General features: G+C 48.5%; 19 protein-coding genes. 3 read left to right on the forward strand and 16 right to left on the reverse strand.

Going from position 1 to position 23,691, the window contains the following annotated elements; genetic code table 11:
* Positions 1–45 precede the first annotated feature (45 nt).
* Together RS891_RS29500 and RS891_RS29505 are read left to right on the forward strand one after the other, a co-directional pair.
* Positions 46–1,092, forward strand: a complete 1,047-nt coding sequence (locus RS891_RS29500; RefSeq protein WP_315793892.1) for an AraC family transcriptional regulator — start codon at positions 46–48, stop codon at positions 1,090–1,092.
* A 185-nt stretch (positions 1,093–1,277) separates the two neighbouring features.
* Positions 1,278–1,778: an NfeD family protein gene (locus RS891_RS29505; RefSeq protein ID WP_113053006.1), complete on the forward strand. Its 501-nt coding sequence runs from the start codon at positions 1,278–1,280 to the stop codon at positions 1,776–1,778.
* 357 nt (positions 1,779–2,135) lie between these two features.
* On the opposite strand, the gene RS891_RS29510 is transcribed toward RS891_RS29505, so the two are convergent.
* Genes RS891_RS29510 through RS891_RS29525 form a run of 4 tightly spaced genes read right to left on the reverse strand, consistent with a single transcriptional unit; the run spans position 2,136 to position 5,919 of the window.
* The gene (locus RS891_RS29510; RefSeq protein ID WP_315793893.1) at positions 2,136–3,209 is read right to left on the reverse strand and encodes an ABC transporter substrate-binding protein; all 1,074 of its coding nucleotides are present in this window, start codon (positions 3,207–3,209) and stop codon (positions 2,136–2,138) included.
* Entirely contained in the window at positions 3,206–4,012 is an 807-nt protein-coding gene (locus RS891_RS29515; protein WP_064641797.1) for an ABC transporter permease, read from the reverse strand. The genes RS891_RS29510 and RS891_RS29515 overlap by 4 nt, the downstream gene beginning before the upstream one ends.
* Entirely contained in the window at positions 3,987–4,820 is an 834-nt protein-coding gene (locus RS891_RS29520; RefSeq protein WP_024632841.1) for an ABC transporter permease, read from the reverse strand. Before RS891_RS29520 ends, RS891_RS29515 begins: the two co-directional genes overlap by 26 nt.
* Positions 4,810–5,919 (reverse strand): ABC transporter ATP-binding protein, encoded by a 1,110-nt coding sequence (locus tag RS891_RS29525; RefSeq protein WP_113053008.1) that lies wholly within the window; start codon positions 5,917–5,919, stop codon positions 4,810–4,812. The genes RS891_RS29520 and RS891_RS29525 overlap by 11 nt, the downstream gene beginning before the upstream one ends.
* Before the next feature lie 257 nt (positions 5,920–6,176).
* On the opposite strand from RS891_RS29525, the gene RS891_RS29530 reads away from it, so the two are divergent.
* Positions 6,177–7,448 (forward strand): MFS transporter, encoded by a 1,272-nt coding sequence (locus RS891_RS29530; RefSeq protein ID WP_315793894.1) that lies wholly within the window; start codon positions 6,177–6,179, stop codon positions 7,446–7,448.
* Positions 7,449–7,787: 339 nt separating this feature from the next.
* Here the strand turns inward: RS891_RS29530 and RS891_RS29535 are convergent, their stop codons facing one another.
* The 12 genes from RS891_RS29535 to RS891_RS29590 all read right to left on the reverse strand — a co-directional run bounded on the left by RS891_RS29535 (position 7,788) and on the right by RS891_RS29590 (position 23,687).
* On the reverse strand, positions 7,788–8,993 hold the full coding sequence (locus RS891_RS29535; RefSeq protein WP_315793895.1) for a nitric oxide synthase oxygenase: 1,206 nt from the start codon (positions 8,991–8,993) through the stop codon (positions 7,788–7,790).
* Between the two features lie 128 nt (positions 8,994–9,121).
* Positions 9,122–9,601 (reverse strand): Dps family protein, encoded by a 480-nt coding sequence (locus RS891_RS29540; RefSeq protein ID WP_113053011.1) that lies wholly within the window; start codon positions 9,599–9,601, stop codon positions 9,122–9,124.
* A 378-nt stretch (positions 9,602–9,979) separates the two neighbouring features.
* Complete coding sequence (locus tag RS891_RS29545; protein WP_315793896.1) at positions 9,980–10,717, reverse strand: HAD family hydrolase; 738 nt, start codon at positions 10,715–10,717, stop codon at positions 9,980–9,982.
* 187 nt (positions 10,718–10,904) lie between these two features.
* Entirely contained in the window at positions 10,905–12,665 is a 1,761-nt protein-coding gene (locus tag RS891_RS29550; protein ID WP_315793897.1) for an adenine deaminase, read from the reverse strand.
* 116 nt (positions 12,666–12,781) lie between these two features.
* Positions 12,782–13,840, reverse strand: coding sequence for an ABC transporter ATP-binding protein (locus tag RS891_RS29555; RefSeq protein ID WP_063567191.1), 1,059 nt, complete (start codon positions 13,838–13,840; stop codon positions 12,782–12,784).
* An 18-nt stretch (positions 13,841–13,858) separates the two neighbouring features.
* Positions 13,859–14,650, reverse strand: coding sequence for an ABC transporter permease (locus tag RS891_RS29560; protein WP_024632851.1), 792 nt, complete (start codon positions 14,648–14,650; stop codon positions 13,859–13,861).
* Between the two features lie 4 nt (positions 14,651–14,654).
* Positions 14,655–15,473 (reverse strand): ABC transporter permease, encoded by an 819-nt coding sequence (locus tag RS891_RS29565; RefSeq protein ID WP_063567190.1) that lies wholly within the window; start codon positions 15,471–15,473, stop codon positions 14,655–14,657.
* A gap of 199 nt (positions 15,474–15,672) precedes the next feature.
* Positions 15,673–16,611, reverse strand: coding sequence for a nucleoside hydrolase (locus RS891_RS29570; RefSeq protein ID WP_113053014.1), 939 nt, complete (start codon positions 16,609–16,611; stop codon positions 15,673–15,675).
* 249 nt (positions 16,612–16,860) lie between these two features.
* A complete protein-coding gene (locus RS891_RS29575; protein ID WP_113053341.1) occupies positions 16,861–17,931 on the reverse strand; it encodes an ABC transporter substrate-binding protein in 1,071 nt (356 codons plus the stop codon).
* 369 nt (positions 17,932–18,300) lie between these two features.
* Entirely contained in the window at positions 18,301–18,645 is a 345-nt protein-coding gene (locus RS891_RS29580; protein ID WP_024632855.1) for a Na-translocating system protein MpsC family protein, read from the reverse strand.
* 204 nt (positions 18,646–18,849) lie between these two features.
* On the reverse strand, positions 18,850–22,518 hold the full coding sequence (locus RS891_RS29585; RefSeq protein WP_315793898.1) for a GH32 C-terminal domain-containing protein: 3,669 nt from the start codon (positions 22,516–22,518) through the stop codon (positions 18,850–18,852).
* A gap of 287 nt (positions 22,519–22,805) precedes the next feature.
* On the reverse strand, positions 22,806–23,687 hold the full coding sequence (locus RS891_RS29590; RefSeq protein ID WP_315793899.1) for an ROK family protein: 882 nt from the start codon (positions 23,685–23,687) through the stop codon (positions 22,806–22,808).
* Positions 23,688–23,691 lie beyond the last annotated feature (4 nt).

Here is a 23,691-nt window from a genome sequence, read left to right on the forward strand (position 1 = left end):
ATCAACGACGCCGAAACATTGCTGATTCGCGCAAAAGGGGGTAGCATGAACAACCATAATCACGGTGTGTCCATTTCCATGTTGTATCCAATTATGAAGACGCTGGTGAACAAAGGGTATGAATCTGAAGCGTTTTTCGAGTACGCAGGTTTAGATCCTGCTATCATGAAAAATCCGGAAGCACGTATTCCAGTTGAAGAGTTGGAACGGATTATGCAGGATGCTGCCAGATACTCGGATGATCTGTATTTTGGATTGAACCAGGGACAACTGCTGGACTTTGCGGACCTTGGCCTTCCCGGTTACGTCATGATGCATTCCAAGACGATTGGAGATGCACTCGCTGCATATCAACGATATAACATCATTTTATATAGTGGATTTAATCTGGATTGGGAGGTATCCGGAACCGATTTGATCCTTCAATTGTCCTTGCAGCATTCGGAGAAGCAGATGTCCCGTCATTGTGTGGAAGATATGGCTGTCTCCATGGTGTATTTAATCAACAAACTGGCGAATCGCCGGGTGGAGTTAAAGGAGGTGCGATTCGGTCACCAAGCCCCCGAGATTTCAAACGATCTATCTCCTTATGTTGACATGTTCGGAATAAAGCCGAGATTCGGGGATACCCGTACGTTCCTGCGAATGCACAAGGATATTCTGAATCAGCCCGTATTATATTCGGATGCAAGAATGCTGAAGGTCTTTGAAACCATGGCTCAGGAAAGCAAAGACGAGCTTCATTCGTCTCAACCGTTCTCCAGCAAAGTAAGCCGGTGGATGACTGATAGCCTTCCAACCTTCTTTCCCACATTACAACACACCGCAGAGCATCTGGGAGTGAGCATTCGCACACTTCAGAGCCGGTTGCGTGAAGAAGATACAACGTATCATGAGATATCCGTTCAGGTACGTAAGGAACTGGCCATGCGATATTTGCAGAAAGGTACCTATTCGGTAGGGGATATTGCCTATGCCTTACATTTTTCGGAGCAAAGCGCCTTTCAGAATGCTTTCAAAAAGTGGACCGGACAGACGCCCGGGCAATACCGTTCGAGTCTCAAACAACCCATGCATCCCGTGGTTGAATAATTCCGAACCCAATCCTTCTAACGGGAATATGGATTGCATGTTTTGAACCTAGACTTTAGTCTAGGTTCAGTTTAACTCCAAAGACCGAGGAACCCCTTTTGCGGTTCATGGTATGCTGTGAATAACGAGAAAACATACTCCATGACCGTTCGGGAATTGATCTTGTATTGAAAAGGAGAGATATCATGGCTAAACGTACCATTCTTGCGCCTGTGCTTATTTTGCTCGGCGTGTACCTGATTTTGAACCAGGGAGGTTCACTCGGTCCGGGTACAATCTTCGCCACGTTCTGGCCCACCCTCTTTGTGATTCCACTGGGGCTATTCTTCCACTGGCTCTACTTCTCCATGATTGGACGAGGGGTCGGATTGCTGGTTCCCGGGGGCATCTTGCTTACGGCAGGTATTGTCAGCCAGATCGCCATGCTCTTCGGTAACTGGAGCACCATGTGGCCTGGCTTTATTCTTGCGGTAGCCGTAGGTCTGTTTGAACTGTATTGGTTTGGTGGCCGTAACAAATGGTTGCTGATTCCGATCAACATTCTGACGGTGATCTCCTTGTTGTTCTTCTCCGTCATGTCGATTGGCACGATGCTTAACAGTCTGTCCTTTGTCCAACCGTTCGTGGCGATTGTGCTGATAATGGGCGGGGCATGGATCATTGTGGGTCGCAAAAAGCGCATGTAAATCTTATGTCGTTTACACTTGACCACTGCGGTGACAGAACAACTTCGGATCGCTGTTATCCCCAGATTTTTTTGAATCCCATCTAGAATGGGAAAATCCGGGGATAAAGGCGCACGCTTCGCTTCCTTCGTTTGTTCTGTCTCCTCCGTTAACGTGTAAACAAGGATAAGACAACCTACCTGAGCTATTTGCTCTGAAGCAGGGTAAAAATATAGGGGTGCAGCTCGTCATTCAATTGAAATGACGAGCTGCACCCCTATTTATTCTAACGAACTGTACATGCGCTTTTGGTGGTCATTAACTCCCATTGGAGTTTTAGAGAATTAGAAAGACGCTGTACATCTCACTCGAATACCTTTATTTACTATGCATTTTAAATTCGAGGAACAAATCATTATAATGCGAGAGCATTTTTTTGCCCAGATTATTGTACACTTCCAGCTTGCCCGTCAGCGTCTCATCTGGATAAAATCGCTCATCCTCCGAAATATCCTCTGGAAGCAACTTCAATGCCTCGGCATTCGGTGTAGAGTACCCGACATATTCAGCATTACGAGCCGCATGATCCGGGTCCAGCATGAAGTTGATAAACTGATGAGCGCCTTCAATATTACTCGCGGTCTTCGGAATAACCATGTTATCGAACCAAAGGTTCGAGCCTTCCTCAGGAACCACGTAATCCAGCTTGTCATTCTCATCCATAATTTCTGACGCATCCCCGGACCATACGAGTCCGACCGCCGCTTCCTCATTTGCCAGCAGCATTTTGATCTCGTCTCCGACAATCGCTCTGACGTTAGGCGTGAGGGTGGACAGTTTCTTCAAAGCTTCCTGCAGATGGTCTTCATTCGTATCGTTCAACGAATACCCGAGGCTGTTCAGCCCCATGCCGATGACTTCACGGGCACCGTCGAGCAGCAGGATTTGATTTTTCAAACGTGGGTCCCACAGGTCATTCCAGCTCTCGAACGTTAACCCATCAACCAGTTCAGGATTGTACACAATCCCCACTGTTCCCCAGAAGTAAGGGATGGAATACTTGTTGTCCTCATCGAAGGAAAGGTCCATAAACCGCGGATCGATGTTGCTCAGATTGGGCAGCTTGCTGTGATCCAGCGGAATGAGCAGATTTTCTTCTTTCATTTTGCTAATCGCATACTCGGAAGGAATCGCCACATCAAACGTCGTGCCGCCCTGTTCAATCTTGGTTAACATCGCTTCGTTCGAGTCAAACGTCTGGTAGATCACCTTGATGCCGGTCTCTTGCTCAAATTCCTTCAGCAAATCCGGGTCGATATAATCGCCCCAGTTGTAAATCGTCAGCGTGTTGCCGCCGGAATATCCCTGACTCTTGTTCAGGTACGAAGCGAGAATCATCAAGGCAAAGGCAGCCACAAATACAATTGCAAATGTCCGAACCAGTTGCTTCATGGACGCAGCCCCCTTCCCGCAGGCGTACGCGCGGCACGGCGGTTAATGAAGTAATATCCAACCACCAGCAGCACCGTCAGCAGGAACAGCAGTGTCGACAGCGCATTGATGGACAATGACACGCCCTGCCTTGCTCTTGAATAAATCTCCACCGAGAGTGTGGAGTATCCGTTACCCGTGACAAAGAAGGTTACCGCAAAGTCATCCAGCGAGTACGTCAATGCCATGAAGAATCCGGCAAAAATACCCGGTTTAACGTATGGAAGCACGACACGAGTCAGGATCTGCCATGATCCAGCACCCAGATCGCGCGCCGCATCCATCAAGGTCGGACTCATCTCCTGAAGCTTGGGCAGTACCATAATTACGACAATCGGCACGCTGAATGCGATATGAGACAACAGTACCGAAGTGAATCCAAGCTTGATGCCAATCATGGTGAAAAGAATCAGAAAGGACGCACCGATGATGACATCCGGACTAACGATCAGCACGTTATTGAGTGACAGCAACGTATTCTTGGTCCGTTTGCGCCGCACATGATAGATCGCCAGTGCCCCTGCCACACCGAGCATCGTCGAGATCGCCGAGGACAGAAGCGCGATAATAAACGTATTCAGTACAATGATCAGCAGCCGGGTATCGGCAAATACTTCCCTGTACCATTCCAATGTAAATCCTTCGAAGCCGCGCATATGCCCGCCACTGTTGAAGGAATAGAAGATCAGATACGCAATCGGTGCGTACAGTATGGCGAATACAACGGCCAGATAGACGTTAGACAGCTTTCCGTTTCTTCCCATTACGCACCTCCTTCTTGCCTGATCCAGTCAGGAACATAATGATCGCCATCGCAATAATCAAAAAGACGGCAATGGTCGAACCCATCCCCCAGTCCTGGGTGACGAGAAAATGCTGCTCAATCGCTGTTCCCAGCGTAATTACCCGGTTCCCCGCAATAAGGCGGGTAATCATGAACAAGGATAGCGCTGGAATAAATACGGCCTGACAGCCGGATTTCACTCCGCTGAGCGTCAGCGGGAAGATAACCCGGCGGAACGTCAGCCATGACGATGCCCCAAGATCCCGAGCTGCATAGATCAGCGACGGATTCATCTCTTCCAACGCGTTAAAGATCGGCAGGATCATAAACGGAATGAAGATGTACACCGAAACAAAGATAAAGCTAAAATCGGTGAACAGAATCTGTTGCGTGCCAATGCCCACCACTTCAAGCAGGGAATTGGTCAAGCCATACGTGCCGAACAGGCCGATAAAGGCGTACGCTTTTAACAACAGATTGATCCAGCTTGGCAAAATAATAAGCAGCAGCCACAGCTGCTTGTGCTTCGTACGAGTCAGTAGATACGCCGTCGGATACGACACTAATAGCGAGAACACCGTGATCAGAAATGCATACCAGAACGAGCTCAGGGTCATCTGCATGTACACAGGTGTAAAGAACCGTGCGTAGTTACCCAGCGTGAAATTGCCCTCCACATCGAAGAACGAGTAATACACCACCAGCAGAACCGGAGCAACTACAAACAACACCATCCATAATACATATGGAATCAGATACGCATTGCGTGTACTCGCCTTAGTCTGCATGAACGGCCTCTTGGTAGGCTTCCAGACGTTTATCGAACTCTTCTTCCGTCTCGTTAAAGCGCATGACGTGGATGGCTTCCGGGTCAAAATACAGTCCAATACGAGCGCCTACGACGGCTTTCTTCGTGGAATGCACCAGCCACTCATTGCCCGCATCATCGTAGGTCGATATCTCGTAATGCACCCCACGGAACAGCTGGGAGTCCACCTTGACCTGCATCTTGCCCTGTTCCTCGGTTGTAATCTCCATATCCTCTGGACGAATCACAATCTCCACAGGCTCGTCCCGCTGCAAACCCTGATCGACACACTCGTACTCTGCGCCAGCGAATTCCACCACAAAGTCCTGCTTCATTTTGCCGGATACAATGTTCGATTCACCAATAAAGTCCGCCACAAAACGGTTAATCGGCTCATCATAGATATCATTCGGCGTGCCGCTCTGTTGAATAACGCCGCCGTTCAGGACAAAGATCTCGTCCGACATCGCCAAGGCTTCTTCCTGATCATGCGTGACAAAAATAAACGTAATGCCTAGTCGCTGTTGCAGCTCGCGCAGTTCATACTGCATTTCGGTCCGAAGCTTCAGATCGAGCGCCGATAGCGGCTCGTCCAGCAGCAAAATTTCGGGTTCGTTCACAATCGCCCGCGCAATCGCGACGCGCTGCCGTTGTCCGCCAGACATCTCGCCAATTTCACGGTTTTCATAACCGGAGAGATTGACGAACTTGAGTGCTTCCAGCACTTTGCCGCGAATTTCAGCGGTTTTCATTTTTTTGATCCGCAAACCAAAAGCTACGTTCTCAAATACGTTCAAATGTGGAAATAACGCGTAATCCTGAAATACGGTATTCACCTGCCGCTGGTGAGCCGGCACTTGGTTAATCAGTGCACCGTTAAAATAAATACTGCCCTGTGTCGGCTCCGCAAAGCCGGCGATCAGGCGCAATATCGTTGTTTTCCCGCAGCCTGACGGGCCGAGTAGCGTATAAAATTTACCCCGCTCAATCTCGAAGCTGACTTCCTTCAATACGGCTTCATCCTGATCGTATTGCTGGGTCACCCGGTCGAACCGGATAATCGGTTGTTGTTCTGACATGCTTCATTTCGCCCCCTTTAAACTTGAGGTATACCTTGAGCCTGTACACTTCTTTTCATGCATGCTTCATTACAAATCCCATCTATTATATATGATTCAGCTATATCCGCAATGGTTTTGATGTAAACGCCATGTGTTATTTCTTCTTATTCTCACAAATACAGCATACATTACGGGTATATGTCGATATCTACGCATCCAAGTAGAGCGATTTCATGAGGATTTCGGAATCAAGTCATGTGAAAGGAGTCCTGTTCGTGGATATTCGCCGTAACCTGCCTTTGCTGATGATCATTTGTTTTCTTAGTCAGATGGGCGGTTTCATGATCCTGCCCCTGTTCCCTTTGTTTATTGAGGAATTCGGCCTGTCCGGCTGGATGATGGGGGTTATTTTTGCACTCTTTTATGTCGGCAAAGTCATTGGCGGGGTGCCCGCCGCGGCACTCTATCGGAAAGTTGGGGGCAAGCGGGCACTTATTGCCATGCTGCTGCTGCTCGCTGTTTGTATGGGTGGTTTCGCTGTATCTTCTGCCGCGCTCGTATTCGGCCTGCTGCGGCTGCTGCAAGGGCTCGCTTCTACCGGACTTACGGTCGTCGTACGTTCCATAATTGGGGATGAAGGGAATGTCGACAATCGGGGGCTGTACAACGGTTATATCAGCAGCAGTGAAGGCGGAGGCATGGTGCTGGGTCCGGTCATCAGCGGCTGGCTCTCGTTGCATTGGCCGTTGTCGGTGCCTTTTTTACTCGTGACCGTGTGCTGCCTGATGGCTGTGGTTGCGGCAATGGGGATGAAGACAGCAGCAAAGCCCAATCCTGTATCTGAAAATGTGGTGGACGGTCACGCCTCAAACGAGTCTCTAACGGATGCCAAACCAACACCAACGCCTGCGGATTATACAGTTTCTCCAGTAAACGCTACTCCTAGCCCAACCACTCCTGAACCGTCCACCGGACTTACCCGGAGGCAGCAACTGATTGGCTACGGTACGGTTCATTTCCTGGAGATGAGCGCGTATGCCGTGTTTCTGACTTATTTTGCGTTGTACGCGGCTCATATCATGCACTGGGACCCGTTTGCGATCAGTCTTGCCTTTACCGTCGTTGGTATCTCTACACTCGCGGCTGCTCCGATAGCCGGTTACCTGTCTGATCGGATGGGTGATCGTCTGCTTCTCTGTATGTTCGGCATGCTGATGATTGGCATCGAAGTGGTGGTTTTTCTGAGCACATCTTCATATGTGCTGGTTTACGTGGGTATGCTGATCGGCGGTGTAGGCGGTGCATGTTACATGGATTCGTTCTTTGCTCATATCGGGGACCATATCCCGGACGAGGGCAGGAGCTCCGTCATAGGCAAAATTGTCTCGGCGGCAGAGATCGGCTCGATCGTGTCCCCTCTGGTGGCTGCGCTGCTTGTGGAGCATGGATCGCTGTATACTGTGTTTGTGTTCAATCTGCTTCTGATCGCCGCTGCCATTGCCGTTCAGGCAGTAATGCGCAGCCGTTACAGATCGAAACGAGTTTAAATGCACAAGACTGCCCACATCAGTGGGCAGCTTCCATTCATTTATTTACTCCTAATAAAGTTGCTATATGTAGTGCATTTTCTTCAATTTTACTTTTTAGATAAGGGTCTGTGTTCTCAGGCAATTCCGTCGGCTTGTAAAACTTCGCTTCAAGAACTTCCACCCCATCGGGCTTTAGCTCGCCTTCGAACTCCGTGCATAGCTAACCCTCCTATATTAAGTCATGATCCTCATTATAGAAGTTCAATTAATTTCCATATAGAGAAATAATATTAAGCTTTATTTCCTATTTTAGAGTCTTTGGTTTGATAAAAAAACAAAAAACAACCCGCTCGCACATTAGTGTGCAAACGGGCATTTCATTGGTGAGTTCTCAACCTGAGGCTGCTCATCCCCCTCGGGTTGTTGTTTCCCCCTGTCCAACCGTTCAGCTTCCGATTTCTCTATATCTAGTTTGTAGGAATGGTCTCCATAGAAAAAGTTGGGCCTCACAATCTCATTGCGATAGGAACTGTGGAAAATATGCGTCGTTGCCGGAGACACCGGCGGAATCAGCCAGACCCAATCGCCTGTCAGCTCGCGCCCGGCCTTCTCCTCCCGCTGCTCAAACAAGGCAAATTGCGCTGCCGCTGTGTGATGATCCACAATGCTGACGCCTGCTTTCTTGAACGAATGCAGAACAGCTACATTCAGCTCTACCAATGCTCGATCCTTCCAAAGTGTCGTTTCACTCGATGTATTCAGGCCAAGTGCTGCCGCTACCACTGGTAGTTTATTATACCGAAACGTATCTGCCAGATTGCGTGCGCCAATCTCAGTTCCCATATACCAACCGTTGAATGGGGCTGCAGGGTAGGATATGCCGCCAATCTCCAGCCGCATATCGGCAATCATCGGCACACCGTACCAACGCATGTCCAGTTCAGCAATCTCGGGACGTTCCGGGTGTTCGATCCTCACTTCCACGATGTCTTCCCCGGGCACAGGATACCACTCTGGAGCTTGTCCCTGAGCCTGGATAATCAATGGCAGCACATCATAAGGCGTACCTTCCCCCTGCCAGCCAAGCGACATTGCTGTCTTCGTAAGCTCAACAGATGCAGGATCGCCTACAACGCCTTCCGTCGTCTCATATCCGGCATAACGGATCAACTGGTGATTCCAGATCCGCACGGGGGCTCCCTTCGGACCGTCCGGTGGAAGGATCGTAATCATCGGTATGATCTTGCCTCCGTTAGAGGCCGCTCGGATGTGCTTCATCACAGCATCCGCTGCCGTTCCAACCGTATCTGCATGACGTGCATCAACGATGCGCAGTTTATCCCAGAACAGCCGCCCGATGCAGCGATTGCTGTTCCGCCATGCCATTTTACAGCCATGCTCCAATTCATCCGCAGTATGCACATATGTGCCTGTGTGCTCAATCTCGTTCAAAACGGCAACAAGCCGGGCCTGCGCGTCTTCACGCGAATGGCCCAGCTCTTTATAACATTTATATATAAACCGTTCAGCTTCATTCCGCAGTTCATCCAGGTCTGTCCGCATTATTCACTCCACCAATCTATACATCTTGAATGCCATCATTATACGGCAAGCACACCGGATTTGTAAGCGAACGGGCACTTTGTTCACGGACTCTACATATCGTTGTTCAGGATGCAGGGTATCTTAGCTTATTTGCCCAGAAATGCGTTTAACATCCAGACCTCTTTATCCAAGGCAGCAGTGAATCCAATCAGCATATCTTCAGTCGCATTATCCTCAGCTTCGCCAGCTGCTTGAATACCCTGGTTAATAACACCCACCATCGCTTGCAGATCAGCAACTACGGTTTCTACCATTTTTTCAGCTGACAACTGTCCCTGTGCTTCCTCAACAGGTGATAACTGCAGTTGCTCAGCCATCGTTGCGACCGGACGTCCACCAATTGCCAACAGACGTTCTGCGGCTTCGTCCATATTCGCTGTAGCCATGTTATACAACTCTTCGAATTTTGTATGCAGTGTGAAGAAATGAGGACCTTTCACATACCAGTGGAAGTGGTGCAATTTGGTGTACAGTACAGACCAACCTGCAATCTGGCGGTTCAGGACATCTTGAAGTTCAGTGGTATGGTTTGCAAAAGTATTGTTTCTAGTTTGGATTGTGCTCATGGAATTTATCCCCTCTCGAGTATCATATAGTTTTGAATTTGATAACGTCATTTAACTTGCTTCCGTTTGTTTAATTTAGACTTAATCTAAATCTTGTTTTAATTATAACACTGCCCTTATCCTTTGTGAAGACTTTAGCCTACTCTTTCGAATGAAGATTCCATGAAGCTACGCTTCATGTTTGGCCCGTGTAAAAAAACCTTTGACACTGTTATACAACGTATCTCGTATCTATACCTCGATTTTCACCGATAAACAATGACAATCCTCACCCCACCCCTTGTAAACTACATGCAACAACAACAAAAGCCCGGATCCCCATGAGGGAACCGGACTTGATCAAGTCTAAAAACATCACACACTGCATATGAACACTCTTTATTGATGAACCAACTCGGATGTAAGGACCCGGCTTATCTCTTCATAACTGCGCGCTACATGATGTGGCTGATGCTCTGATTCTGGCAAAGCATCACGATGGTTGAACCAGATCACTTTCCATCCGGCATCCACTGCACCAACAACATCATTACGCCATGAATCGCCGATGTAATAACTGGAACTGGAATCCGATTCCGTCTGCCTGCTTACATGCTCAAATAATCTGCGATCCGGCTTGGCGTAACCAAGGGTACCCGATATGAAAATCCGTTCCTCGGGAATAAGACTGAATACATCCAGAGCTTCGAGCTTCCGCTGCTGATGTTTTCCTTCTCCGTTGGTAATTAACCCTACCCTATGCCCTTCTGCAAGAAGTCTTCGGATAAGTTCATATGCTCCCTCAAAGGGCTGAATCTGAAACTGTCTACTCAAATACCGTGCTTGCAGTTCTTCAGCCTGCCCCTGTTGTAGAGGATATCCAAGTTCCGCCATGGTCAGCTCAAATCTGCGATGACGCATCCGTTCAACCGCTTCGGGTTCGGGTACAGCCGACAAATCCTCTTGAGCAGACAGCCAGTCGCTATAATAACGGAAGCGATGATATGCCTCCCCATACGGGAAATCATCCGGTAAACCAAGAACTTCCTGTAGTGCTCCTTTTAGCGGCTGTAAGTGGTCGTACAAGGTATCGTCTACATCGAAAAAGATGGCTCTTGTTTTATTTAATTTTTTCATAAATGCTACTTATCCTCCTGGCGTTGGCTCCGAACATTTTCTTCTTACTATATATGTATTCATTTGCTTCGTCCAAATAATGAACCACTTCCAAGTCCTCTCTGTTTGATCCTGCACATAAAAAAACACCCCAATTCAAAACATGATGGTTGTGAATTGGGGTGTCGCCATTTTTTATAATTAAACACTATTCCACGATCAACGATACAACCTTACCTGCATTCACATCAATCAGGCCATGATCCGTAATTTTCAGAGCCGGACTTACCGCAAGGGAATGGGTACTGATGGACATGATCGGGTTATAGTGCACATAACCAAGAGACAACATCGCTGCACGCAGCTCTTTCACTTGGTGTGACACCACCGCCAGCGGTTCCTCCGTCAAGATACCACCCACAGGAAGTTCGAGATGGGACAACACTTTGCCGTCTTCCACCACACAGAATCCACCCTGGCTCGAAATTACCGTGTTAGCTGCTAAGATCATATCTTCACGATTGCGTCCTACGACCAATAGGTTGTGGTTATCATGTGAATATGTTGTTGCAATGGCACCACGCTTGATCGTGTCTCCACCAATCAAACCGTGTGCTCGGTTACCGTTCACACCATAACGTTCAAAGGTCGCAATCTGTCCATATTCGCTTTCTTCCCAGAGCAGTTCACCATTCGCAGCCTGAACCTGTGCAATATGTTCTTCCACAAAGGTTGAACCATCCTTCACCATCATAACTCGGCAGTTGTTTACACCATTTTCAGATAACTGTGCATCTGAGTCGGACGCTTCACTTTGCCCATTCACCTTCGGATCAGACAAACGGATTGCAAAATCCTCGGCTCCCAACAAATCCAATTGCACGCTTTGGTAAAAGTGAGGTGGGAACTGTCCACTAATTCGGTCCTGCTTGTACGGTTCGTAGTCGTCATAAGCTTTACGGCCATTTTTGTATACCTGCTCTACTGCAAGTGTATCTAAGTTGGACAGCAGCACATAGTCCGCCACTTTGCCTGGGGCAATGCTACCGCGATCAGTCATTTTCATACGGGATGCAGGGGTTGAGGTTGCAGCGTAAATCGCATCTTCGGGGCGCATACCCATCCGAATGGCCTTACGTACGATATGATCCAGATGTCCCCGTTCCACCAGCGAATCCGGCATAACATCGTCTGTTACGAAGCAGAAATGCTGAGCAACATCATGCTGAATCAGGTATTCCATGACTTCTGGCGTCATCGATTTTTCCTGGATTTCAATGAACATGCCTGCCGCAATTCGAGCCTGCAAGCCTTCAATGCTCTGATGCGTATGATCCGAATCGATGCCCGCATAGATCAGTCGGTGCAGATCCAGCCCAAGCAATTTCGGTGTATGACCTTCGATTACGAGATCTGGATAGTTTTTGCGAATATGCTGAAGAATCTGATTGGTCTTGCACTCCGGATCACGGATGACGTCCACATAGTTCATGATCTCACCCAGACAGATGATCTCTCCAGTAGCCAGAAGAACATCCATGTCTTCGATTTCGATTGAACCACCTGTTGTTTCCATCGGCGTCGCCGGAACGGAGCTTGGGATAGCGTAGAACATGTCCACCGTTGTCTCACGACTTGCCGACATCATCTCCTGCACACCTTCCAGCCCAAACACATTCGCCATCTCATGCGGTTCCGCCACAATGGACGTTACCCCGCAGCGGATCAGGCCATGGGAAAAGGTTGCTGGTGTCACCATTGTACTCTCAATGTGCAGATGAATATCAATAAGGCCCGGGATCATGTAACGTCCGCGTGCATCAATCACTTCATCGGCTTCAATCATCTCCGGGCCGCCTGGACCAACATACATAAACCTACCGTCCAGTACAGCCACGTTGTTCATTTCGAATCGTTTATAATAACTGTTATACACATGTACATTCTTAATTAGTTGATCTGCACGCATGGGGCATAATCTCCTTCTCCATGAGCATCTTACAGCGATCCAGAGCAGCAGCTACAATTAGCTATATTGCTCTGAATTCAGCTGATAAATGCCTCTTTTGCTGCTGCTTCCTGCTGCTATTCCACAAGGACAAGTTTATCCTGCGGGAAAATCAGATTAACCCGCTGTCCGCTGAGATAAGGTGTCTCCATCTCCTGATTGGCTGTGAAGTCACCAAGTTCTGTCTCAATGACGTACTGATAACTGCGTCCAAGGTACGTGCTTACTTTGATAATCCCAGGCAATGCATTTGCCATGTCCCCGGAGGTATCTCCACTAACCATCAGATCATCCGGGCGAATCGCACCTTTGCGTGCACCGGGACGTGCTGTTCCAGGATGCGCTGTTGCTGTGAACAAACGACCACCCGCTTTCAGCGTGATCACCTCTCCTGCATCACTGCGCTCTGCGAATTCAATAAAATTGTGGAAGCCAATAAATTGAGCTACAAATTCCGTGGCCGGGTATTTAAAAATAGTCTCCGGGCGGTCGAGCTGCTCGACAACGCCTTTGTTCATAATCGCTACCTGATCCGAGATGGAGAAGCACTCCTCCTGATCATGAGAGACATAAAGTGTCGTAATGCCCAGTTCCTGCTGAATCCGGCGGATCTCCACCCGCATATTCAGCCGCAGGTTGGCATCCAGGTTACTGAGCGGTTCGTCGAACAACAGCAAATCCGGTTCAATGACGAGTGCGCGGGCAATCGCCACACGCTGACGCTGTCCACCGGACAGTTCCTGCGGGAAGCGTTTCTCGAAGCCGTTCAGGTTTACCACTTCAAGGATACGCATTACGCGTGAAGAAATGTCTTTGTCTTTTACCTTGCGCATCCGCAGGCCGAAGGCCACGTTGTCATAGACAGACAGATGCGGGAACAGCGCATAACTCTGAAATACAAATCCGAAATTCCGCTTGTTGACCGGAACCTTCGTATAATCCTTGCCGCCGAACATAAACTTGCCCTGTGTTGCTTCCAGGAATCCGGCGATGAGGCGCAGCGTAGTTGTTTTGCCGCAACCGCTCGGTCCGAGCAGGGAGAGCAGCTTACCTTTTTCCAGCTCCAATTGAAAATCCTTCAGGATCGTCTGGTTATCGTAAGCCACCGATACGCGATCCAATGTCAGCAATGCCATAGCGTTCTGCGCCTCCAATTAACGTTTAGTAAAGTATGAGAATCCGCCCATGATCCGTTCGATCACGAACATTAAAAGTCCAGTTAATACCATCAAAAGCACGGAAATGGCTGCAATGGTTGGGTCAAAATAATTTTCTACATAGGTCAGCATCTGAATTGGCAATGTGCTTACCCCTGGTCCGGTCATAAACACGGAAATGTCCACGTTGTTGAACGACTCCAGAAAGGCAATCAGCACCGCCGCGAGAATTCCTGAGCGAATGTTAGGCAGCACGATCTGGAAGAACGTTCTAACCCGTCCTGCGCCGAGACTCAGGGCTGCTTCTTCTACCGCAAAGTCAAAGCTCGACAGACTCGATGCGATAACGCGAATGATAAATGGAAGCATAATAATCGTGTGGCCGATCAGCAGACCGAGATACATCGGCAGATGATAGATCACGATCAGGTATTTCATCAATGTAAAACCAAGCACGATTCCCGGAATGAGTACCGGAGACAAAAACAATGCATTCAGCACGGACTTGCCTTTGAAATCATAACGACTAAGTGCGTACGCAGCCGGAACCCCGAGCAACAGCGCCAGCAAATTCCCCAGCAGGGAAATGATGATGGACGTCTGGAACGTGCGGAGGAAACCGCCTGTGTTGAAAATATTCTCGTACCAGCGGAGGGAGAAGCCCTCCGGCGGAAATTTGAGTACCGTCCCCGGTTCAAACGAAGTGACCGATATGATCAGAAGCGGGCCCAGCAGAAAGATAAAGACCAGCAGACTGAACAGGCCCAGCCCGATATGTTTCTCCCGCATATGTCTACCCCTTCGGATTTAAAGTTTTGGCCATTTTGTTCATGACACCGACCACGACAAACGTAATGACAATCATAATCGCAGCAACGACCGAGGCCAGATACCAGTCGTTCAGGGTCATGGCGTTCTGATAGAGGAACGTCGCAATGACGCGTTGTTTGCCTCCCAAAAGCGCAGGCGTTGTATAAGCCGTCAGGCTTCCGACAAAAACAAGTACGGCTCCGATCACAAGCCCTGGCACAGCCAGCGGGAACACCACCCGGCGGAATGCCGTGAAGCGGGATGCACCCAGGCTCTGTGCTGCCTTGAGCAGATCACCATCGATGTTCTCCAGCACACCGACCAGGGAAATGATCATGAGCGGCAGGAACAGATGGGTCAAACCAATCATCATGGCTGCCGGCGTATACAGAATATCGAGCGGCTTGTCCACGATACCAAGCCCAACAAGGGCGTTGTTGATCAGCCCTTTGCGTCCGAGAATAATCATCCAGCTAAACGAGCGCACAACCGGGCTCGTCAATAGTGGGAAGATTGCCAGCGCGAGCAGAATGCCTTTGCGGCGCGGCGCTTTCTGTGAAATATAATAAGCTGTCGGGAATCCGAGCACCACGCAGACGATAGTGGTGACCACGCTGACCTGCAGCGTCGTAAGCAATATTTTCAAAAAGTAAGGGTCTCTGAAAAAATGCATGTATCCTTCAAACGTGAAGGAGTTTTCCTGAAAAAACGTCGATCCGATCGTCAGGACAATCGGAATGATCATAAATGCCGCCAAAAACACAAATCCCGGCAGCAATAGCCAGTATACTGATTTCTTCATCGCGGTACTCCTGACATAAGAATTAGAGATTTATACTCGGATACTCCGATTGCAGTACCGTCCTTCGATCCCTGTTATCCCCCGATTTTTCTGATTCCTTATCAATGGAGAAAATCGGGGGATAAAGGGGAACGCTTCGCTTCTCCAGATCGGTTCTGCACTCTCCGCAATCGTATAAATATCTTATTGGGTCGAGCAATTAAGAATTTAATGCGTTAATAAATAACTCAAGGAATGCTTCGGCATCTACCGTTTCGCATACCAATGTGTTGGGCTGTTCACCCAAACGGTTTTGGAAGTCACATACCATCTGACCATCGCACAAGCGGCTGGCCGTCTCTACATCGACGTAGTACGATTTGCGTCCAACCAGTTCCGGGGCAAGCGCGACGCCAACGGCCAGTGGATCATGCAGGGCACACGCGCGTATGCCGTTCATTTCTTCATACCGCTTGATGTAAATCTCCGTGCTCTGTGCCACGTAATCGCGCAATACCGGATCAGTCAATCGTCCGATGGCTTCTTCATTCAATAGCGTTTGGCGGGTAACATCCAAGCCCACCTGGGTAAGCTTCTCGAAACCTGCATGCAATACAATGCGTGCAGCTTCGGGATCAGCGTACGTGTTGTACTCCGCAGTAGGTGTAACGTTGCCATGCCCACGAACGACGCCACCCATGAAGATGACTTCCTTCAATAATGTAGGTAGTTCAGGACACTTCATTAACGCCAGAGCCAAATTCGTTAACGGCGCGGTCATGATCAGTGTTAGTTCCCCTGGGTACAACTTCGCTTGTTCAACGATAAATTCCGGGGCAAAACCTGCATCCGCCTGCTTGGACACGGCAGGATCGGGCAGCGCACCACCCAATCCGTCTTGCCCATGTACCCGGTGCTCATAGTGAGACTTGCGTGTGAGTGGCCCAGCCGCTCCGGCAATAACCGGAATGGAGGGTGCTCCCACCAGCTCGAGAATTTTGCATGTATTATCCGTTGCCTGCTGGAGCGATACGTTCCCGCAGACCGTGGTAATCCCGAGAATGTCCAGCTTCCGACTCTTGACGGCCAGCAAAATCGCCAGCGCGTCATCAATACCGGTATCCACATCCAGAATGATACGATTTCCTGTTTCACTCATACATTCCCAACTCCTCTGCCGTTAAATGATTGCTTGCTGCAAATGATATAAGTTCAATTAAAGAATATTTACACTTACCACTCCGATGACAGAATAACCTTCCGATCGCTGTTATCCCCAGATTTTTTTTTAATTCCCTTCTTCAAAGGGAAAATCCGGGAATAAAGGCGAACGCTTCGCTTCTTCACGTTATTTCTGTCCTCTCCGTTCTCGTGTAAAAAGTTTAGTTAAGTCAATCGGCTACTTGTTTTACTGTGCAATCTCGCGGTTCCAACGATCTGTCCATGCTTTGGCCTGTTGATTCACAAATTCCATATCCAGCTTGTTCAGCTTGCCAACGACGTCCGCACCATACGTTACGCCTTCCGCTTCTTCCGCATTCAATTCAACTTTCGTATTTACCGGGGAATCCACTTTAGCTTTGGCCGATTTGGTTTGTACATCCTGGCTCAACTGCCAGTTGATGAATTCTTCGGCGAGTTCTTTGTTCTTGCTGCCTTTTACGACATTGATCGTATTCATGACGGCATACGCACCTTCGCTAGGTGTAACAAACTTCGCATTTGGCACTGCGGCTTTCAGGTCTTTGAAGTACATTTCCATAATCGGTCCGCCAGCAATCTCTTCCTGGGAGAACATGTTCACGAATTCGGAAGTTTGCGTGTAGAATTTAACAACATTTCCGCTTAATTTTTTCAGTTCCGCAAATGCTGCATCTTCATTAAATGTTTCGTTTCCGGCTACACGGGAAGCTGCATCCAATACCATTGGGCCTGCTGTTGCCGTAATGTTCGGAATGGTCAGGTTACCTGCGAACGCCGGGTCCCACAGATCAGCCCATGAAGTGACTTCTTTGTTAACGAGGTCCGGGTTATAAGCGATTCCGAGCTGTCCAACGGTGTAGGCCGGGCCGTAATCTTCGCCAAGCGGTGCTTTGGCAATATCATAAATATCGTTCACATTCGGAATTTTGGAGCGGTCGATTTTCTCAAACAACCCTTCATCAATACCTTGCTGTGCATAGTAATCGGACAAATAGATCACATCAACATTGGATGTACCTTGGCGGATTTTGTTCAAACGCTCAGCGTTGTTACCCACTTCAAGCACGATGTCTACATTATGTTCTTTTTCAAATGGACCAAATACTTCTTCATTGAAGAAATCTTCCGAGAAACCCCAAGTGGAGATGACCAGCTTGTTTGGCGCCTTGCCTCCGCTGCCTGATCCGCCTGTTGCGTTCTCTGTACTGCTGCCGCATCCTGCAAGTAACACCGATGTCATTGCCACTGCCGCCAAACCGCTAATCCACTTTTTCATCATGATCCTGATTCCCCCTGATATGTGTGTTTTAACAACCCAACCATTAAGATGAACTAGCCGATAACGCAATTCACGTAGAAAACAGAAAGAACCTGGGGATAACAGCGATCGGAAGGTCTTCTGATTTTCGAAGTACACGCGTTATTTAGGGCTAGTTCAACTTAAAAAAACAAAAAGAAAAGCATTCTTGTATAAACAAGAACACTTTTCTTCGTAAACAAAGGAAAGCGACACCCGCTGCCGGTACATCATCGGTTTCTGCTTCAGAATCAATCCGAAGTCAGACGCCATCATATGAAATTGTTCGGAATCCGAATGATGAATTAGAATTGTGTGCATCGCATGCATCGAACCTGTCGATTCACCCTATGCTTGTTCCAATATCACATTCGTAATGGCCCACTGCGTGGACGCATCGTAATCCCGTAATACAGCTTCGATTGGCAAACCCATGTGCTGCTCCAACTTCTCCCTGAATTTCTTCTTATACAAGACAGACATGCGGAAGTCCACTTCCAGCTTCAAGCCGGGGGCCTCCCCTTCCAGGGCGTCAGAGCGCGGTGAACGTCGGTGCTTCGCGTAGAAGGTCACAATGTTCTGATCAATGGTCACTCTCAGGAGAGTGGTACCAAAGCCGAACAGTTCCTTCGAAATTTCATTATAATACTGGCACATCTTCTTCTTGCTCTCATTGCTGTCCAGCAGTTCCATGAACTCACCCACATCATTTACTACCGTACGTTCGACGTGTTAACACGATTGATTATACATATATCTACGATTTTAGGCAACCCAAAAGATATAGTTAACATGCAAATAACACATAAAAGCGAACGATAGGCATAAAACTAGCGAAAACAATTCGTAAATGTTCACCGTGAGCGTGCTTGGAGATAACTGCACCTCTTTTCTCTATTATTGTGGCTTAATAACCCACTTTTGATACTCGTTCTCTTGACGATACTCATCTATTACCAGCTCCGCCCCATCCTCGGATACGCCAAGTGCTTTCCCGTTATGAGAACTTGTAATGCGCATCGTCCCATCGGCATTCTTTGAAATGTTCCAGCGTTGATTCGCATAACCCAGATACGAATAGAGCTGAATACGATTCTGTCCTACATCCCAATCAAGAGACATTCCACTCAAGGTTCGAATGGAGTAAGACCCGGAATCATCGCCTGTCGGTACAAGTACCCATTTGAAGCCTTCACTTGCATTCCCTGCCTCGTCAGCAACCTTAATCACTTCTCCTGCTTCAGATGGAACAGCTTGAACCGCAACGGGACGTTCTGCGTTATGAATCATCACCTGCTCCAATTCTGCTTCCTTCCTATGGATGGCATTCACATTCTGGAAAGACGCATTCCCACCGAACACATGAAGTCCAAAATGTCCTTCGGCAAACGTTCCATCCTGAAGATCCAGAATTCGCTCACCATCTACATCAACCTGAATTCGGGGACCGTTCGCCTGAATCCGGATGTGATACGTATGATCTTTAGGAATGAATCTCGGGATTTGAGCAAGCACCTGTCGATTTTCGATTTTTCCATTCACTTTATAAAATAGTCGGATGGACTTCAGGTTCGGGTCAATGTTTAAATAGTAACCGCTTCGTCCATCCTCACTTGCACGGAATACAATAGACCCTGCTCCACCCTGAGCACCCAGCGTCAGATCAGCATTATATTGAAAATCCCCTGCCGTTTCCTGTGCGATGTATTGTGTATCTCCACTATAGTTGCCCTGTATGCCTTGTTTGGAAATAAGCCATTGAGCAGATGACTTATCCGACTTCCAGCCGGACAAGTTGGTATGGAATATGCCACTGGATACCGTTATCGGTATTTGGGCAGAAGCTTTGCCGTCTGCAGTTGATACCGTTACTACTGCTTCGCCTCCACCCACAGCTCGAACCGTCGCTTTCGTTTTATCAGAATGAATGATTTGCACCACTTTAGGATTGCTTACCTTCCATTTCAACGGTTGAGTGGCACCTTTTCCGGGTCTGCCTTCCACCGTGGCGTACAGCGTTTGTGTCTGCCCAACATTCGCCGTTCTTCTTTGCATATCTGCAATAACCTGAGACTTGGAGGAAGTGCTCTTTCTCCAGATGTTATCTAAATCATACACCTTCATGGAGCTCACCTTCACTTCCCCACCAAGGCTGTAAAAAGCCATTGCCCTACCCGCTGGATCTGGAAAAATGACATCTGAGAAGACAACCTTGCCATCATTGGCAAAGACCTCAATAGAGGATTCATCGACGAATATACGTAACTTCACCTTTCGATTATCCGGTTGTAACGGGGCCTCATGAACCTTGGTAAATAAGTCGGAGAAGCTTACGTCCCCCGAGGTGGTGCGATCCACGAACATGTTCTGCGTATTTACTCTGTATCCTATAGTGGTCTTCTGCCCTTCTCTTTGACGCAGTTGAAAACCAAACTCGGTTACAGAGCTGTTGGCCGGAATTTCCACTTCAGCTTCAATCTCATACGCCCCTGCCGTTAGGCCCTCCAGCGGATTTTTTGTTTTTGGTCCAATGATCATTTGTTGTGCACTATACAGGTTATGCCTCAGAGTCTGGAGTTCAGTAATTGGTGTTTGTACCAAACGCACTCCTTCATCCGTCGTTCGAAGAGACACTTCTCTCGGTATGGTCAGTTGTCCTTTCCATGAGGAAGTTGGGAATTCAAACGGATAATCCCAGTTCGTCATCCATGCAAGCATGACTTTCCGCTGATCTGGCATATTCGCAAAGGACATCGACGCGTAAAACTCCTTACCAAAGTCCGTTCTCAACACTTGCCCAGCCGGATGATCGTTCATGAATTTACCATCAGCTGTTAGCTGGCCTACAAAATATTCCGCATCTGATCCCTGAGTTTTCGGATTAGCCCCTGTACTGATCATAAGCACCCACTTACGTTGTCCCGTTCCATCTACAGGCAGTTGAATCAGATCTGGACACTCCCACACACCACCTCGAACATAATCGCCATATCCGAAGTTATCGGTTAAGGTCCAATCGAGCAGATTGGTTGAAGTAAAGAACCGGATGTGATCCCCGCCGGACACCACCATCACCCAACGGTTGTGATCTTCATCCCGGACGACCTTCGGATCACGGAAATCCCAGCTTCCCGGATCATCACCATTCTTGCCAGGGTTCTCAATAACAATCGGACGATCTTTGGCGTATTGCCAATTCCGGCCTTGATCGGTACTATAGGCGAGACCGATACGCTGATTGCCACCAGGTTTATCTGGATGATAGGAAGTGTAGTACGCAATCAGACCTTTTCCGCCCGAATCCGTGAACAGACCGGAGGCATTATTCAGATCAGCAATTGCTGATCCCGACCATACATGGCCCTGATCATTCCAGGGCAACGCAATAGGTAAACGCTTCCAATTAATAAGATCAGAACTGACTGCATGAGCCCAGGTGCCTCCATCCTGATGAAACAGATGATATTCACCTTCGTAATAAACCAGTCCGTTTGGATCACTTGCCGATCCCCGAATCGGAGAATAATGGTACTGAGGGCGATAGTTCTCCTTGTAGTACACCGACTCTTCCGTCACATAGATATCCTGAAAATAAGCGATGCCTTGTTGAACGACAAGTCCAGCATTTCCATTAGCGTAGCTTTTATCTGTGACCTCAACAGCGGCAGGCGTGTACCCATCTAAATAGACCTGAATCAAGCTGCCCGAGGCTATAACTTCGATGTGATGCCTCGCTCCCGGTTGGCTTGGAAACTTGCGATTCGAGCTGGCGAGCACGGTACCGTCCGCTTTTCGAAGTTGTACCCGAACTTCTTCTCCCTCCCGAATCAGGGCTGCTTCATATCCCTTCGTTCCATCTGCATTTGCCCTGAATACCAGCGCAGCTGTGCTACTCGCATTGGCAAGAGATATATTTCCTTCATATACAAAATCAGATCCCGCTTTCTCGTAAATGACTCTCCCTTTCCCCTGCGCGTTCGTTTTCCCTTTATATCCTTTCAAATCCGGCTGCCATTCACCTAAGATGCTAATCGTTTTGCCGATATTGCCATTCAGGGTACTAACCTGCACATTCTGGAACAAAGCCGACCCATCCCACACATGAAGCCCCAGATTACCTGACAAGTAGGCACTGTCTTTCACATCAATCACCGGGTCATACCGATTATCCCAATATACCTGCAGGCTCTCTCCGTCCGCTTTCACTTTCAGATGATAGATACCTCCAGATTCCAGGTTTGCTTTATGTTCTACATTTAACGTTCCCGGCTGTCCACTGGCATCTCTCAGACGTATCACACCAGTCTGGGGAACCACTTGCAGCATATATGAAGACCAACCTGTATCATTGGATCGAAAAACAAGACTCGTATCCGCTTTCATATCCTGAATCATCAGATCCGCTTCATAGATAAAATTATCGGCTCGTGTGGCCGATATGGCCATCACATTCTCCCCTGCATCCGAAGTCAGACGAAGTCCTTCATCCGTATCTTCCAGATTGCCTCTACCTCGCAATGCCCAATCTGACAAATTCGTTATTGCCTTAGACACTTGGGTTAACATGTGAACCGCCTCCCCCTGTTTTGCTGATTCCTTGGAGGTCTGCTCTATCCTTTGCGAGGTATTTGTCTCCATAACAGATGCTGTGGAATAGGCTCCAGCAGAAGAAGATCCAAGGACACATGATAGTAGAACACAACCAATGGAACGGAAGATGATTTTCATGAGCATTCCCTCTTTTCATATAGTAGATGAGACAAAAATCCCACAAAGGACGGCGCAGTCTCTTAGATAAGTGAACCTGCATCCGCCCCTTCTGGGACGTCCATACATATCAAACGCTATGAAGCCTATGTTTCATGCTGCATTGCTTCTAAACCCAATGCGAGGGCGCCGCATAGTCCTGCGTGCTGGCCCAATCCAGGCTGAACAATATATTGGTCAATATGTTGCGTTATTGCGGCTGCATTCACATAACCATTCAGATTCCGTACAACCTGATCCCGGATCATGGGAAACAGATGACTTTGCTGCATCACCCCTCCGCCCAAGATGACCTTTTGAGGGGAGTGAAGCAGAATGGCCGTTGTGATGGACTCCGCAATGTAAAAAGATTCGATCTCCCAAGCCAGGTGGTCTGTCGGGAGTTCGCTGCCAGGGCTCTGCCAGCGGGCTTGAATGGCTGGGCCCGCAGCCATTCCCTCCAGGCAATCGCCATGATACGGACATAATCCGGCAAAATGATCCTCCGGGTGCCGTCTCGTCCGGATGTGCCCACCCTCTGGGTGCAGCAACCCATGCACACGTTTACCTCCCGCCACAAGTCCAATCCCAACACCTGTGCCGATCGTATAATACACACAATTGTCCAGTCCCTTTGCCGCTCCCCAAGTGACTTCTCCAAGGGCCGCTGCATTCACATCCGTATCCCATCCGAAGGGAACCGGGAATTCGCGCTTCAACGCTCCAATAACATTACAGTTTTCCCACCCTGGCTTGGGCGTTGTTGTAATGTAACCATAGGTAGGGCTATCCGGTTGCAGATCAATCGGACCAAAGGAACCGATCCCGATCGCCGCCACCCCTTTGTCCCTAAAATAGTCGATGACCTTCGCCAGTGTGTTCTCGGGATGTTCCGTTGGAAAGCTGCACCAATCTTCAATTTCCCCTCGCTCGTTACCTACACCACATACAAACTTCGTTCCACCAGCTTCTATTGCTCCTATACGCATCTTA

Origin of the sequence: Paenibacillus sp. BIC5C1 (assembly GCF_032399705.1) — a bacterium.
GTDB classification, from domain to species: Bacteria; Bacillota; Bacilli; order Paenibacillales; family Paenibacillaceae; genus Paenibacillus; species Paenibacillus taichungensis_A.